Below are 15,939 nucleotides of genomic sequence, written 5' to 3' on the forward strand. Positions count from 1 at the left end.
TTGCATACATTTGGCCTGCTTCAAAAATACCATTTTCCCATCCAAGCTGAGAAATAATCGGACCTACCATGGTAGCTGCATATAAATAGATAGGAGTACCTAAAATATATAGAATAATCATTCTTAATAAATTACCACGACAAACCATGAAACAGCACACCGCTAATGTTAGATTATCCAATGCTGCAAATGGAAGAATTTTATTAAATGGAAGTATAACCGCCAGTAAGATTGTAACTGGAATACATAAGATAACCGTTGTCCAGATTTCACTATTTCCAAGTAACATCGGATTATCCAAACCAATATAAATCTGTCTGCCGCCTGCTTTTGAGGACATAAATGCAGAAGCCGCTTCGGCTAAAGGATTTAGTGCTTCCATAAACAAACCTGCTACCTTTGGTAATAATAACAACGCACATCCACATTTAATTCCCGTTGTAAAGCAACCAGCCAGATCTTGTTTAGCAAGCAAACCAAATAAGAAACCAATAACGAAACCAAAGACATGTTTATCAAATAAAAATCCTAATTTTGCATGAAGATTATCAATTGTAAGTTCTTTATTGAATAAAGGAATTTTTCTTAATACTTTATCAACAGGATAAATCAAAGAGCAAAGCAGCATATGTCTGTGCGGAATAGTAATTCCTTCAACACCCGTTGTTTCCTGGACACGGCCACGCATAGCATCACCAAGAATAAGTTCCATCACCATTTGTAAGATGGCAATCACAATACCACACCAGAATCTACCTGTTACCTGAATAGTTAAATAGGCAATAAAAGCTTTTCCCCAAACATTCCAAAGATCAACATTTAACGTATCTGTCTTTTTTAATAAAAGCATTATAAAATTTATAGCAATTTGAATCGGGAACATAATGAAAGCATATTTCCAAGTCCAAGTAACTGAAGCCAATACTGACCATCCGCCATCAACGATCGTAAACTCTTTACCAACAGTCGTTGTCATATCTTGTGCTAAAGGTCGAATAATATCCCCCATATATCCAGAAACTAAACTTACAGCTGCAAAAGCTACTCCCAGCAATAATCCTGATGAAATAGCTTCACCCCATTTCATCTTAAATATTTTACCTAAAATAATCATTAAAATCGGGATAAATACAGTTGAACCCAAATCGTTAAGAACATAACTAAAAATACTCGTAATAATTTCCACAATTCATCCTCCTATTTATTTAAAACATCAATAATTTTCTGCAATTCTTTTTCAATTCCAACTCCAGTCAAAAAAGCCATTCCATTACACATTGGTACCCCATAATCTTTATCGGGCTTAATAATACAAATATACATATCTGCATTTTTTAAAGCTCTTTCAACAGAAGTAATATCTACTGCTTCAACCTCCGCTTCATACCCTCTTTTTTTCAACAAACTTTTTACCTTGTAAGCTATTGTATTTGAAGTCGCGACACCTGCATTACAAGCTACAATCAATTTCTTCATAATTTCCTCCTTTCTTTGGTCAATATTGTCCGGACTTTGACCTGTATAAACAACTACTTCAGTAGTTATTTAGTTAGATACATCTTCACAATACTCAGCATACGTTTCATAATAATACTGAATCAAATGAAATATCTCTTCTTGTGAATTTGAACTTAAAAGCTTTTTTGATATCTCTTCATTCATACATAAATTTATAATGTTTTGAAGTAAAAAAACTTGATGTCCATCATTGTTGATGAGAAGCATAAATACAATATCTACTGGTAAATCATTATCCTCTAGACCCATCTCCTTAAAAATGATTTTCTTCTTTAGCTTAGCCACAATTACTTGCGGAACTTTAACATATTTAGAATCCGTATGAGGAATCGCAATATTTATTTGAGGCATCTTTAAACCTGTGGGAAAAGACTTTTCTCTTTCAATAACAGCTTCTTTAAAATCAGGATAAACAAGACCCTTTTCTAAAGCAAAATTACTCAGATAATTTAGAAGATCAAAAACATCTTTACATTCTACATCCAATAAAACCAAATCTTTTTTAAATAATTTTTTTACATTAAATAATTCATCATTTCCCATACGTTTACCTTTCATAATCATTAATCAATTTAATAAATTCATCAAATGTTTTTGCCTTAAGCATTTTATTTACAAAATTAATATCATCAGATAAATCAGCTACCAATTCATAAAAAGAAGCTAAAAAATGCTGATCTTCTGCCGCAACGGCCATCATAAATATAATCTGAACCTTTCTTTTCGACCATATTATAGGTCTTTTCAATAGTGCGATAGAAACAACAGTTTCATTAGCACATATTTCCATTGGATGAGGTAAAGCAATAAGATTCATTAAAACAGTTGTAGAAAAATTTTCCCTCATCAATACAGATGTTTCAAATTTATCATTTACGATACCTGCCCGATAAAGCTTTTTTGATAGTTCATGAATGACTTCTTCCTTTGTTCCAAGCTCTAACCCTGAATAAAAGAATTCTTCTTTGAAAAAATCTGAAAAACTCAATTTACGTTTATCATCATCTATGATTTTTAAAATCATACGCTCTATCTCATATAAATCCTTTCTTGTTAAAATTGCATTGATTTTCACGTAATGCGAATCATTTTCTTCCAAATAGAGATTCGTTGTTGTCAATATCATCCTAGGATCACAATCCCAGGCATCTTCGATATGAAAAACAGAAAAAGGACCATAAACATTGACTAAATTACTTAACGATGAACGAAGCTTAGAAATAAGTAACTGTGATTCCGGATAATTCAGATGACTGATCAGCGCTAAATTTATTTTCTTCTTTTCACTTGTAAATTTCAATTTTTCAACAGCGGCACCAAAATGAATTGCGACATAACCGACTTCATCTTCATTTAGCTCAATCTCTAATCTTTCTTCAAGTTGTTTTCTTGCGAATACCGCTAATTCAAAAATAAACGGATATTTATCTTTAAATTCTTCAAGAATTGGGTTTTGATAACTGATTTTCACGCTGAATCTTTGCAAAAATGTTCTAAAATGATTTACTAATCCATTAATCAATTCTGTATCCTGCGTCAGATCAATCAAAAAAGTTTCTTTAATCGTTTTTAGAATTTCCTTAACAGCATCTGAAAGCATTTGATTGGTACCTATATCTAAATCATTGCGAATATCGGTAGAAAAGAATCTTCTAAATGAAACATAATAAGCAATTGCTTCTACCTCATACTCATTAAATTCAATACCATATAACTCCTCAATTCTTCTGCATATTCCAACAGCAATCAAACTTTCTACTGCTTCTTTTTCTTTTTTTGATTCATAAATAAACGAAGAATGCAAAGCAAGTCCTGCACGTATTCGATTGATATTGATCATAATATGTACAACGATAGCTATAAGTCCTATATCAGATATCTGAACATCATTTCTCTGTGTTTCTTCTATCGCAATTTTCTGAATAGCAATCATTTCTTCGTAATCAAAATAATTTGAATAATATTTTAAATTTAAAGACATTTGTGAATGATCATTATCAATAATCAAAAAATTAAGCAATTGACGAATACTTTTTTCATCACCATTCACTTGTATTAAATTTTTCTTTCTCAGAAGATGAACATTACCATTAAATGTATAGAGCAAACTTTTTATTTTTTTAATTTTTTCTTCTAAAGTCGATTTGCTAATATAAAATTTATCGCTCAGTTCATCAAGATCAATTGCCTGATTTAATTCTAGCAAATACATCAAGATGCTAATATGTAATTCTTCATTAACTTCATCAAGTATAATTTGCCCATCCTCAATACATTGACGTACTTTATACTTGTTTTTATTATCTAAAAGATACCCTTTACTTCTTTCAGATGTAATCGAGATGTCCAATGAATGAAGGATTGCAGATAATTCATTCATATCATTACGAATCGTTCGATCAGTAACATTTAATATTCGTGACAAATATGCTGACGTACACCAATCGTTGGCATCTAATAAAGACATTAATATGTTCTGTAATCTATTCTGTAGTTTATATCTTTTCATAACTTTACCTGCTTTCATTATATCCGCCCAATACGTAATTTCTCAAACGAACTTTTTCCTAATTCATAAGAAATGGGTTCCTTTTTCCTAATTCATTCGAAATGATTTCCTACAAACAATCATAGCAATTATTACTGCTGATAAACCAGATACAAATTTTGCCAGAATCATGGGAATCACCAGATCCATAGAAATTGCCGCAGTAAATGAAAAATGCGCTGTAAAAATACATATCATGCTTACCAAAAAAGAGCTGACAATCATAATATCCTTTTCACTCATTTTATTCATCATCGTAAAAACAGAAATAGCATTGATACAGGAGGTTATGAGTCCAGCTGTTGCTGTAGCACTGATACCCATCTTCTCGCCTAATGTTGTGAGTGGGTTTTTAAATATCTTTATCAATATAGCTATCAAAGGTAGTGTGCCTAATTGCATTACACTCATTTCAGCGACAACTTGAAGTCCTACATAAATATCATCTATCGAATGAAAGATATTTATTCCTGAAATTGATTGAAAAGCTGCAAGACCTAAACTTAAAATGCCAATCATATTTAATCCTTTAGAAAAATATGTAAAACATTTCAAAATAAATCGTTCATTCAATTTAAAACCAATGGATATACCAATTGATAAAATTAAAATCGGAAATATATTTATTAGACATGTAAAAATATTTAATCCCATACACCATCCACCAACAATTGAACCGATTGGAATCGTAATCATTCCTATCATGATTCCTTTCGCAAAAGCAGGATGGCTTTCAGTTTTTATGATTCCTAAGCCTACAGGAATTGAATATACCAATGTTGCACCTAGCATAGAAGATACAATCAGGCCAGAAAATTTACCCAATTGTGTTTCAATTGCTAATTCGGTTGCAAGTGTATATCCTCCCATATTATTTGCCAGCAAAGATCCAAACATTGCCGGATCAAAACCCAATATAGAAGAAATTGGTTGAACAATCGGTGTAAGAATATCTTTTAATAAAGGAATAATGCAAATGATTCCGACAATGCTTAAAGCAGTAGGTCCCATGCATAAAAATCCTTCAGCAAATTGATCACCCATACCCCACTGATTGCCTAATATATAATCAATTGCCCCAATTACAGCAAAACATCCGATCAATATTAAAAATATATTATTCATAATATGTAGCAAGTTTATCTGGTCTTAAAATTCCTTTATCAGTGACAACCCCATTTACCAGTTCTGGATGCGTAATATCAAAAGCCGGATAATAACCTTTGACACCTTCCTGTGTAACCTTAATATTCATGGCATGCAAAACCAGTTCCGGATCTCTCTCTTCAATTACCACACTGTCAACGGTTTTATGAGATAAATTAGGTGTTCCCGTTACATAATAAGGAATATGAAAATAATGTGCTAACATAGCTATCTGAAAAGTACCTACCTTATTTATGACATATCCATCCATCGTAATCACATCAGCTGCCGATGTAAATAAATCTACTTTCTTTTTCATCATCGTGTAGCCAACCATATTATCACAAATAACAGTTACATCAAACCCCATATCATTGACAACACTTGCTGTCAGGCGAGCTCCTTGAAAATAAGGTCGAGTTTCGGGACAAATCACTCGTATTTGTTTTTTCCTTCTTCTACATTCGTTTAATAATGTTCCTAAAACAGTTTCCGCAAAACATTGGGTCATGATCGTACCATTATCGGGAATTATATCTGCAAGATATGCACCTATTTTTTCATATTTACGATAATTATTGTTCATTCTCTCAACAGCATAATGCTGTAATCTATCAACAAGTTCTAATCCCTTCACTCCTTCATCAAGTGATTTTTGTACTATTTTTAAAGAAGTTTCGGTAATTTCTTTCATTTTTTCAACAGTAGTAGGACGTGCATGCGATAATGTAAATGCAGCTTTTTCCATAAATGCACGTACTTTTTCTTCTTTTTCATTTCTAACTTCATAAGCTGCTAATGCCATACCCATAGCTGCCGCTGAATATGGACCCGCACTTTGAGTTACCATATCATGAATCGCTTGTGCAACTTCTTCATGGCGACTACATTCTACAAATCTAACTTCTATTGGATATATTCTTCTATCCAAAATAGATACTTTGCCCTCTTCATACCAGGCAACATTTTCAAATCTAAGCAAAAAGCCCATACCTTCATCTGCTCTTCTTTTATTTTTCTGCATTTCCATTATAATTTCTCCCATATATCATCCATTATCTCAAAATAATTATTTGCATTCCATATATATTTTCTTTGCTTAATTAATGATTTTCCAACAAGCACACAAAAGCATTCTGCCTTACATTTCTGCTTTATATCATCAATTGTTGTTATATCTTTTACTTTTGCATCTCCAATGATACGTCGTATCAACTCTGTTCCACACATTCCAGCTGAATCACAAAGAATATCCTGAATGGCATTATTTAGAAATTCATCATTTAAATACATGCGATCCGTTACCTTTTCTTTTAATAAAGTCATACCATCATTTTTGAATCCATCTATAATTTGTGTAATGGTAGCTTTAATATAATTCATAAAATCTTTATTGCCAGTGCCTACTGCACAACGTGTCCATGCAAATATCAGATTTGCGACAATATTACCTATATCGTAGCCTGCAGGTCCATAAAAGGCAAATTCAGGATCTAATATTTTTGTAGAGCCTTCCTTTACAAAAATTGAACCCGTATGCAAATCACCATGTAGTAAAGATTGTGCTTTAGTTTCAAAATTATATTTTAGTTTCGCAACTTCTAATTTTAAATGTTCATCTTCATATAATTCATGAATTAAAAATTCTTCATTTTCTTTTGTTAAGATATTGGTATTTATTTCTTTATCATAAGGTTCAGTAAATACAAGTCTTTCAGTTATAGCACAAAGCATTGGATTAATATAATTTTTAACTTTTTGTTTCTTTTCTTTAGGATCCATAATAAAGTCAGATGACAATAATAATGTTTTTGTTAGAAAAGAAGTCATATCTTTTCCAAGTGTAGAAAATTGACGCTGATTCATCAAAGCGTAACGTAAATTATCATAATCATAAAGATCTTCCATAATTAAAATACTTCTATTTTCATCATGATGATAAATCATTGGAACAGACCCTTTCGCATAGTTGTTTTCATCAATAAGTGCATTTGTTTCAATACGATTACGCTCTGTACTTAATGGGTTTCCGGATGTCCGTATCTTATCAGAAGCATATTTAACTATTACTGATTTATTTTGACTTTTGATACGAAATACATAATTAATATTACCATCACTAATTTCCTTTATACTTAACTTTTCATTAGAATTAAAAATAGCAGTATGATGTATTAAATAATTTAAGATATCTTTTTCTGTCATATCTGTTCCTCCTCTTTATAAAAAACATATCATAGTTCATTTTCCCTTTCAAATTAATGATTTCCTTATACTTTAGGAACAAATTACAACATCAAAGATACTGATTAATTGCAATTTATTTAAAATAATGTATTTTCATAATTTTATGCATAAATACCGTTTAAAAATAGAATATCGTCCTCTAAAAAAGTTATATGTTATTTGAATTTAGAGAATGAGCATTGAATCAAAAGAAGTGAAAAAAAGCAAATCTATGATTTCTATCTTTAAGAAGAAATCCAGATTTGCCATATTTTAAAATGATTCATATTATTTAGGTAATATTTCATTTTGTCAATGAAAGCTTATCTAATGGCTTTTTCATAAACAACTATATTTTAGTTATCTGCATCAAAGGAATCATCTCATTTTATATGTTTTGGTTTATATTTTAGACACATACAGATGATTTATCTGCTTAAATCATTATCCCCCAAATATCTGTACCCAGTAATACGTACCATTTTCATAGTAACAGGAAACGCCCAGCTTCGTAAAAGAACCATTTAAGATATTTGCACGATGTCCCTCAGAATTCATCCAGCCATTCATTACAGATGAGGCACCCGTATAACCATAAGCAATATTTTCACCTAACGTCATATAACTGCCATCATTGACGACCGCTGTAAAACAGGCACTGCCATCAGGACGGGTATGTGAAAAAGACGAAACGATTTCTTTTGCACGAACATTAGCCGCACTTGCAAGGTTGCTATCCCAGCTCAGTGCTCCTAAGCCGGCCTGACTGCGCTGCTCATTCACTAACGTCAAAACTTCATTTGCATAACTGTCAACATAGCCGGAAGATGTGTTTGAATTGTTTTGATTTTGTGATGAATTGCCGCTTTGAGATGTATTTGGCTTTTGAGTGGTATTGCCTGATGAATTATTATTCTTGCTCGCTTCTGCCAACTCTTGTTTTTTCGCAGCTAAAGCTTCACTTTGATAAACAGTGCCCTCTAAATCAGGAGTTACATTCCCTGCCAATGCCTCATCCAAAGAAACAACGATGACTTTTGAAACAGCACTTCTTTCATTGTCATAGTCATCTTTCGCAAGTACCTCTAATTCATACTCGCCCAATTCGGAAAGATTCACTTCATCCTGTAATGTAAAAGTACAGCCGCTGAGATCCTCACACTTGAAAAACTTATTCAGATCTACATTCAAAGCATTCTGTTCAATTTTAATTTCATCAAGAAAATCAACAAATTCAGGAGGCGTCGTATCTTCAACAACGACCTTGACCTCTTTTTCTTCATTCTCATAGACTAATTTTAAATTATACTCGCCTACATCTACATATTCTTTTTTATTTCCTTCTTCATCAAATAAAACAAGTTTTTGATCTTCAATTGAAACATTTTCATCTTCCGTCACAATTTCGATCTGATCAACGATTTCCTCATCGACTTCATCTAAATAATCTTCAGGATCGATCAGAATATCTTCACCATATTCATAAACAACCTGCTCATTTTTCACAATGAGCTTTTCTGAATGAAAACAGCCTGTCAGTAATAACAAGGTCACAACTATACTAAATCTTTTTTTCATGATCCACCTCTATACCATTTTATCATAATCACAAACAAAAAAGGTAACGTTTTCATCACATTTGACAATCCTCTGCCCTTTTATCATGAACAAAATCTATCAGTACCGGCTGACGCAAGGACCCCGATGCCGTTTTCTCCATAAATTTTACCTTGGCACATAATTCATCTTTCAGCCATATGGCATCAGAAATATCAAAAACAGCTGTCTTTTTTACTTGATGCTTCGGCAGTCTTGACAAAGAAGTCATCACCTGCCCGATATAGATTCGCTTTCCTTGATCATACTGCGCTAAAATCAATGAAATGCTCCCGGATTCCTTCACCTTATAGCCCACCACCGCAAAATCATCATCCTTTAAATATTTGATCTTGATCCACTGCTTCGTGCGCTCTCCCGGTTTATAAAGACTGTCTTTCTTTTTGGCGACGATGCCTTCCAATTCCTTTTCCTTCGTCTTTTCATAAAGAAAACAGCCTTCCTCAAAGATATAACGGGAACGGCTGAAATGAGCAGTTTCCTGCCGGATACATTTTTCCAATATCTTTTTTCTTTCCATCAAAGGCCGATCCATCACATAATCTGAACCATAATAAAGAATATCAAAAGCCGTAAATACCGCCGGTGTCTGATGACTTTGCATCCGTATCTTAAAAGGATCACGCAAAAGTGCTCTTCTTTGAATCTTAGAAAAATCAATCTGTCCCTGATCATAACAATAAAGCTCACCATCAAGAATACAATCCTTGCGAACATATTTTCCCAGATCCTTCATCTCCGGAAAGCGTTGGATCAGCTTCAGATTTCGTTTATTACGCAAATCGACCTGATGATCTTCAATATAAGCCAGGACGCGGATACCATCCATTTTCAACTCAAAGATCCAGTCTTCATCATCAAAAGCTTCTTTTTCCTGACCAATAAGCATTACTGAAAGATCATGCTTCATCAGTGAGCCCTCTTTTCAGCTTTTTTCGTTGCCAATGACTGTGTCAAAGCTTCCATCAGATCAATAGCACTCTCTTTTTCAAGCGGCTTTGCTGATACGATTTTTTGTCCATGAATTTTAGCTTCAATGACATTTCGAAGTTTTTCCTGAAATGAATCATGATAAAGCGCCGGATCAAAAGGCTCCTTCATCGCTTCGATCAGCTGTTTCGCCATCTTCAGTTCTGCCGCAGATATTTTCGGATGGGTGATATCTTTAGGCATTTGCGCAATCTCATCTTCATAAAAAAGTGTCTTGACCATCAACCCCTCTTCAAAAGGCATGATGGCAACCAGGGTTTCCTTGGTACCGATGACACATTGTCCGATCGCAATCACTTTTAAAGAATGAAGCGCCTTATATAAAAGTTCATAAGCCTTCTGGGCACTTTTTTCAGGTATCGCATAATAATTCTTTTCAAAATATAAATCGCTCACATCTGAAAGAGATGTGAAATGTAAAATGTGAATCGTACGATCCTTTTCCGCTTTTAAAGAGTCAATTTCATCCTGACTCATGATGACATAACGATCCTTTTCATACTGATAGCCTTTGACGATATCATCGTTTTTGATTTCCTTGCTGCAGCTCGGACAATATTTCTTATAACGGACACGCTCATGCGTATCTTTGCATAGCTGATTAAATGATATTTCATTTGGCTGGGTCGTTTTATAAAGTTCAATAGGGATATGCACCAGACCAAAGCTGATAGCTCCCTTATGTGCTGCTGCCATGGCTCACCTCAACCTTAGTATGCGGGTTTTTTTAAATTTCAATCTGACGCATGAATTCTTTTAAGGAATAATGCGTATATTTTTTAAAGACGACTGAAAAATATTTATATTCATGAAAACCACATCCGGCCGCAATATCATAAATGTACCTCTGACCCTCTTTCATCATTTCAATGGCTTTGGTGATCCGATAACGATTTAAATAATCACAAAACGTCATTGAAGTCACTTTTTTAAATCTTTTATTCAACAATGTCTGACTATAATGTAATTCCTGTGTCAGATCATTCAAAATGATCTTATGCATATAATTTTCATGAATATAGGCCAGCATCTTTTCTACCAGCAAATCCTTTGTCTGGAAAAGAGGTGTTTGAAAATGTTTCTCCAGCTTTTCTTTTTTTCGTAAGGTTTCTTCATAACTAAGAAGTTGCTGATGGTGAAGAAAGGCTCGCTGCAGCGCATCATATAACTGCTTTTGATCGATCGGTTTTATAAGATAATCACTGATTCCGATACGCATCGCTTTTACGACATCTTTAAAGCTTTGTTCATTTGTCATCACGATTGCACCATAACTATGATTTTGTGTTTTTTCAAATATCTCTAAACCGTTATGGGAGGACATCATGATCTCACTCATGACAATATCCGGCTTTGTTTGCCGGATCTTATCAACACCTTCTTGTACATTCTCGGCTTCGATGACGATAAAATCTCCGCATCCGTCAATCAGACTTATCAGATTTTTTCTAAAAGATTCATTATCATCTACAATCAATATTTTAACCATATCATTTCCTCGCATCCTGATTCACAACTCTCATTATTTCTTTATTTCACCAAACAAATACGAGGCAGCTTATATTCAGTATATCACTGATTCTTCTTTTTTTGACATATAACGCACCAAAAACTGCTTCTCAGCAGTTTTTATGATCAGATTGACAAATCTTCACCCTTCGATAATTTCATGAATATCAAAAGAGAGATGACCGTCAATACTGTTAATATGGTCGATAAGGCCGCCGCAACCCCATAGTTGCCACGGATGACCTCGGTATAAGTCGCAACACTTAACGTCTGCGTTTTATAGGTCGAAAGCAGAATCGCTGTCGAGAGCTCAGAAATCATCGTTACCCAGCTTAAGATCGCCCCTGAGATGATCCCGCTTGCCATCATCGGAATCGTGATCTTGAAAAAGGTCTTCATCTTGCTGGCTCCAAGACTCAAAGCAGCTTCTTCGATACTGATCGGAATCTGCGAGAGAATCGCCACACTGCTGCGAATCGTATAAGGCAGACGCCGGATGACCAAAGCGACGACCATGATGGACATCGTTGCACTGATCGCCAATACACCGGAACCAAAGATACCGCTGTTAAAAGCACTTAGAAGTGCGATGCCGGCAACCGTACCCGGTACGATATATGGAATCATGCTTAAGATATCTAACAGCGAGGTAGCCGCATTTCTGCGACGAACGCTGAGATAGGCAATCAGCACGGCCATCAGAATGATGATGACAAGAGAAATCCCCGGTATCAAGATCGTATTCTGAATGGAATTGCCCAATGTTTCAAAAGCAGAGATATAACTATCCAACGAATAACCGCTTTGGAAAACCATTCCCTTTGTATTGATAAATGAGGTATAGATCACATAACACTGCGGCATGACAGCCAGTCCTACAACACCATAGCTGAATAAATAAACGAATACTTTTTTGATTCCTTTAAGCTCTTTTGGTGTCATCGGATGCAGTGCATTCATCGTAAATGATTTCTTTCTGGCAATGATCTTCTGAACGAGGAAGACGGCTGTTGTAATCAGAATCGCAACGACGGCGATCGCTGCCGCAAAGCTGTCATCCCCACCTACTTCGCTTAAAAATTCATTAAATATGAGAACCGGGAACGTTCGATATCCTTCACCGATCAGCATCGGTGTCCCAAAATCAGCCAAAGCTCTCATAAAGACCAATAAGGCTCCCGCTAAAAGAGAAGGTGTGATCAACGGCAATACCACTTTCACAAATCGTTTGATTCCAATACAGCCCATATTTTCACTGGCTTCCATGAGCGAGTGATCCACATTTTTCAAAGCACCTGATGCATACAGGAAGATTAATGGAAACAACTGTAAGGTAAATACCAGTAAGATACCGGTAAACCCATAGATATCCGGTGGCATGATCCCACTGATCGAATAGATCAGCTGTGTCAATACACCATTTCTTCCTAAAAGCAGGATCCATGAATAAGCTCCGATAAAAGGCGCTGACATAGATGCGATAATGATCAGGATACGTAAGACCTTGGCTCCTTTGATCCGATAAGCTGTAAAGAAATATGCCAGCGGCGTTCCTACCAGCAAGGCCAGCAGGGTTGCGCTGATCGATACCTTAAAGCTATTGAATAAGGTCGAAAGATAATACGGTTTTGAGAAAAACTTAATGAAGCTGTCCAATGAAAAGGTTTGTGTTGCCTTATCGATCACAGACTGGATCAAAAGATTTCCAACAGGATAAACCATGAACACCAGATATAAAAGCAATAAAATGATCGTAATCAGCGCCCAGCTGTCAAGCCTGCGCTTAGCAAAGGCCTTCATATGCTCATCAGCAGATTAACACTGCCGTCCTCATTAAACAGATTGATCTTTTCACTCAAGATCTTCAGATACACATCTTCACCAAGCATATAGCTTTCTTCCATCGAACTGACCTTGATCACTTCAACACGTTCACCATTATCTAAACGCAAATGATAGTGTGTATTCAATCCTAAAAAGACAGCATCTTCCACAACACCATGAAGGCCTCCCACCTTTTGACTCATCTCAAATTCCTCAGGACGTATCGCAACCAATACCTTTTGTGAATCAAAACCAGCCTCATAAGCCATCTCATATCCGCCTTCTAATCGCAAAATCCTGCTTTCATGATCATACCGGCCATCCATAATATTCACACGACCGATAAAAGTTGCGACAAAAACATTGGAAGGACGATGATAGATTTCCTTTGGCGATGCGATCTGTTGGAGCACACCATGGTTCATGACCGCAATCGTATCACTGATTGCCATGGCTTCCTCCTGATCATGGGTTACATAGACGGTCGTTATCCCGACATTTTTTTGAATCGTACGGATGACTTCACGCATTTCCAAACGCAATTTCGCATCCAGGTTACTTAAAGGTTCATCCATCAGCAGAACATCCGGCTCGATCACCAAGGCTCTTGCCAAGGCAATACGCTGCTGCTGACCACCTGATAAATTCTCCGGCATACGGTCTGCATACTCTTCGATCTGCATCAGCTTTAAAAACCGATCCGCTCTTTCTGTAATTTCTTTCCGATCCATCTTACGCTGCTTCAAGCCAAATTCCACATTCTGACGAACGCTCATATGGGGGAAGATCGCATAATTCTGAAAGACCATACCAATATTACGCATACTTGGTTCCATGTCATTGATCCGTTGATCATTGAAATAGAAATCGCCGCCTTCAATTGAATTAAATCCGGCAATCATTCGTAAAAGGGTTGTCTTGCCGCAGCCGCTAGGTCCTAACAAGGTGAACAATTCACCATCCCTGATATCAAGATCAAGGGAGGAGATCACGGTGTGATCCCCATATTTTTTTAATGCTTTTTCAATTTTAATCTTACTCATCTAAAACCTCGCTGTTAGTTGATGCTGGCAAAGATATCTTTGAACTTGTCAACGATCTGTGTTTTATTTTCATTAATATAATCCATATCCTCAACAAGCGTTGGTATCTCGCTCATCGGTTTCATCGTATCACTCGTTTTCGCATTTTCTAAAACCGGGCGATTCGTCGTTTCTGTACCATAGATATCCTGCATCTGCTGACTGATCAGAAAATCAATGAATTTCTTGGCATTTTCCATATTCTTCGCATCTTTGACAATTGCACTGGTGGCCGGTAAGAATACCGATCCTTCCTCTGGATAAATGATCTCTACATTGGCGCCATCATTGATCAATGTCAACACAGGATCTTCATACGTCAAACCTACCGTCATCTCACCATCGGCAACCTTCTTATAGACAGAACTGGAGCTTCCCTCGATCTTACCGTCAATATTGACAAACAATTCTTCTACATACTTCCAGGCTTCTTCATCCGTATAGCCACCCTGTGCCAATAAGATATTCGTTAACTGTGCAAAAGCACTGGAAGAGCTGGAAGGATCAGCTGTCGCAATCTTGCCTTTTAAGGCCGGATTCAACAGATCCGCATAACCTTCGATCTTAATATCACCGATCAAATCCTTATTTACGATCAATACACTGCCATCTAAGACATAGCTGGTCGTAAAACCTGAAGTATTCTGATAGCTTTCAATGACATTCTTATCATTGTCCGATACATACTTTTCAAATAAATCTGCATTTTGAATAAATTGTGAATGCGCTCCGCCAAACATGACATCGGCAATCGGATCATTCTTTTCACTTTGAAGTTTTTTGATCAGCTCCCCTGTCCCTGCCTGCTGAAGGCGGACAGTAATCCCTGTTTCCTCTTCAAATAACGGAATCGTAGCTTCAATAAGACCATCTGAATTTGGTGAATAAATGACCAATTCCTGACTCGTGTTTTCCTGCGGTATCGAACATGCGCTCAATCCTGCAAGCATACTTACAGATAAACATAGTGTTAATAATTTTTTCATATCGTTTATTTCCTTTCATATATGTTTATGCTTTAAGTTTAAACGATATGAAACCGTATTCATATCCGACAAAACACGACTGATTGGAAATATCCGACACAATTCGATCAATCCTGTACGATCTTTAAAATAGTTTTTAATTTATTACAAAAAAAGAGTAAGTCCAACGACTTACTCAATTGAAATGTATTTCTTTTCTTCTACCTTCGGCTGATCTTTCTTCGGAATATTCAAATGCAAAACACCGCTTTCAAATCTTGCCTTGATATCTTCATGTGTTACATCTTCGCCTACATAGAAGCTTCTTGAACAAGATCCGTAATATCTTTCCTGTCGGATATAGTTGTCTTTGTTATCCTTGTCATCTACTTCATGGTCCTTATTCGCACTGATCGTCAAGTATCCGTTCTCTAATTCAATCTTGACATCTTCCTTCTTGAATCCAGGTAAATCCATATCCAATTCATAGGAATCTCCTGCATCCTTTATATCC

Annotated in this window: 15 protein-coding genes; all 15 read right to left on the minus strand. The window is 35.6% G+C overall.

Annotated features, from left to right (window positions below; genetic code table 11):
• Positions 1–1,186, minus strand: a 1,186-nt coding sequence (locus Q0K35_RS01635) for a PTS transporter subunit IIC (protein WP_294560934.1), incomplete at its 3' end; no start/stop codon positions are given.
• Positions 1,187–1,197: 11 nt separating this feature from the next.
• Complete coding sequence (locus Q0K35_RS01640) at positions 1,198–1,476, minus strand: PTS sugar transporter subunit IIB (protein WP_294560935.1); 279 nt, start codon at positions 1,474–1,476, stop codon at positions 1,198–1,200.
• 69 nt (positions 1,477–1,545) lie between these two features.
• A complete protein-coding gene (locus tag Q0K35_RS01645; protein WP_294560936.1) occupies positions 1,546–2,061 on the minus strand; it encodes a PTS sugar transporter subunit IIA in 516 nt (171 codons plus the stop codon).
• Between the two features lie 4 nt (positions 2,062–2,065).
• Complete coding sequence (locus Q0K35_RS01650) at positions 2,066–4,045, minus strand: BglG family transcription antiterminator (protein WP_294560937.1); 1,980 nt, start codon at positions 4,043–4,045, stop codon at positions 2,066–2,068.
• A gap of 69 nt (positions 4,046–4,114) precedes the next feature.
• Positions 4,115–5,191, minus strand: a complete 1,077-nt coding sequence (locus Q0K35_RS01655; RefSeq protein ID WP_294560938.1) for an ethanolamine utilization protein EutH — start codon at positions 5,189–5,191, stop codon at positions 4,115–4,117.
• Positions 5,184–6,242, minus strand: coding sequence for an S-methyl-5-thioribose-1-phosphate isomerase (locus Q0K35_RS01660; RefSeq protein WP_294560939.1), 1,059 nt, complete (start codon positions 6,240–6,242; stop codon positions 5,184–5,186). Before Q0K35_RS01660 ends, Q0K35_RS01655 begins: the two co-directional genes overlap by 8 nt.
• The gene (gene mtnK, locus Q0K35_RS01665) at positions 6,242–7,417 is read right to left on the minus strand and encodes an S-methyl-5-thioribose kinase (protein WP_294560940.1); all 1,176 of its coding nucleotides are present in this window, start codon (positions 7,415–7,417) and stop codon (positions 6,242–6,244) included. The genes Q0K35_RS01660 and mtnK overlap by 1 nt, the downstream gene beginning before the upstream one ends.
• 465 nt (positions 7,418–7,882) lie before the next feature.
• A complete protein-coding gene (locus tag Q0K35_RS01670) occupies positions 7,883–9,016 on the minus strand; it encodes a CAP domain-containing protein (protein WP_294560941.1) in 1,134 nt (377 codons plus the stop codon).
• Positions 9,017–9,071: 55 nt separating this feature from the next.
• Complete coding sequence (locus Q0K35_RS01675) at positions 9,072–9,965, minus strand: RNA ligase family protein (protein WP_294560942.1); 894 nt, start codon at positions 9,963–9,965, stop codon at positions 9,072–9,074.
• Positions 9,965–10,741: a Ku protein gene (locus Q0K35_RS01680; protein ID WP_294560943.1), complete on the minus strand. Its 777-nt coding sequence runs from the start codon at positions 10,739–10,741 to the stop codon at positions 9,965–9,967. The genes Q0K35_RS01675 and Q0K35_RS01680 overlap by 1 nt, the downstream gene beginning before the upstream one ends.
• Before the next feature lie 31 nt (positions 10,742–10,772).
• Positions 10,773–11,534 (minus strand): response regulator, encoded by a 762-nt coding sequence (locus tag Q0K35_RS01685; RefSeq protein WP_294560944.1) that lies wholly within the window; start codon positions 11,532–11,534, stop codon positions 10,773–10,775.
• A gap of 146 nt (positions 11,535–11,680) precedes the next feature.
• Complete coding sequence (locus tag Q0K35_RS01690; RefSeq protein ID WP_294560945.1) at positions 11,681–13,354, minus strand: iron ABC transporter permease; 1,674 nt, start codon at positions 13,352–13,354, stop codon at positions 11,681–11,683.
• Positions 13,351–14,421, minus strand: coding sequence for an ABC transporter ATP-binding protein (locus Q0K35_RS01695; protein ID WP_294560946.1), 1,071 nt, complete (start codon positions 14,419–14,421; stop codon positions 13,351–13,353). Before Q0K35_RS01695 ends, Q0K35_RS01690 begins: the two co-directional genes overlap by 4 nt.
• Before the next feature lie 14 nt (positions 14,422–14,435).
• The gene (locus Q0K35_RS01700) at positions 14,436–15,446 is read right to left on the minus strand and encodes an ABC transporter substrate-binding protein (protein ID WP_294560947.1); all 1,011 of its coding nucleotides are present in this window, start codon (positions 15,444–15,446) and stop codon (positions 14,436–14,438) included.
• A 171-nt stretch (positions 15,447–15,617) separates the two neighbouring features.
• A partial coding sequence (locus Q0K35_RS01705) for an Hsp20/alpha crystallin family protein (protein WP_294560948.1) occupies positions 15,618–15,939 on the minus strand: 322 nt, incomplete at its 5' end.

The organism is uncultured Traorella sp. (genome assembly GCF_944327115.1).
GTDB lineage: Bacteria > Bacillota_I > Bacilli_A > Erysipelotrichales > Erysipelotrichaceae > Traorella.

What these genes read in the sequence shown, in the direction of transcription:
- Q0K35_RS01640 (WP_294560935.1), bottom strand. Translation starts at nt 1,476, where the DNA reads ATGAAGAAATTGATTGTAGCTTGTAATGCAGGTGTCGCGACTTCAAAT.
- Q0K35_RS01645 (WP_294560936.1), bottom strand. Translation starts at nt 2,061, where the DNA reads ATGGGAAATGATGAATTATTTAATGTAAAAAAATTATTTAAAAAAGAT.
- Q0K35_RS01650 (WP_294560937.1), bottom strand. Translation starts at nt 4,045, where the DNA reads ATGAAAGCAGGTAAAGTTATGAAAAGATATAAACTACAGAATAGATTA.
- Q0K35_RS01655 (WP_294560938.1), bottom strand. Translation starts at nt 5,191, where the DNA reads ATGAATAATATATTTTTAATATTGATCGGATGTTTTGCTGTAATTGGG.
- Q0K35_RS01660 (WP_294560939.1), bottom strand. Translation starts at nt 6,242, where the DNA reads ATGGAAATGCAGAAAAATAAAAGAAGAGCAGATGAAGGTATGGGCTTT.
- mtnK (WP_294560940.1), bottom strand. Translation starts at nt 7,417, where the DNA reads ATGACAGAAAAAGATATCTTAAATTATTTAATACATCATACTGCTATT.
- Q0K35_RS01670 (WP_294560941.1), bottom strand. Translation starts at nt 9,016, where the DNA reads ATGAAAAAAAGATTTAGTATAGTTGTGACCTTGTTATTACTGACAGGC.
- Q0K35_RS01675 (WP_294560942.1), bottom strand. Translation starts at nt 9,965, where the DNA reads ATGAAGCATGATCTTTCAGTAATGCTTATTGGTCAGGAAAAAGAAGCT.
- Q0K35_RS01680 (WP_294560943.1), bottom strand. Translation starts at nt 10,741, where the DNA reads ATGGCAGCAGCACATAAGGGAGCTATCAGCTTTGGTCTGGTGCATATC.
- Q0K35_RS01685 (WP_294560944.1), bottom strand. Translation starts at nt 11,534, where the DNA reads ATGGTTAAAATATTGATTGTAGATGATAATGAATCTTTTAGAAAAAAT.
- Q0K35_RS01690 (WP_294560945.1), bottom strand. Translation starts at nt 13,354, where the DNA reads ATGAAGGCCTTTGCTAAGCGCAGGCTTGACAGCTGGGCGCTGATTACG.
- Q0K35_RS01695 (WP_294560946.1), bottom strand. Translation starts at nt 14,421, where the DNA reads ATGAGTAAGATTAAAATTGAAAAAGCATTAAAAAAATATGGGGATCAC.
- Q0K35_RS01700 (WP_294560947.1), bottom strand. Translation starts at nt 15,446, where the DNA reads ATGAAAAAATTATTAACACTATGTTTATCTGTAAGTATGCTTGCAGGA.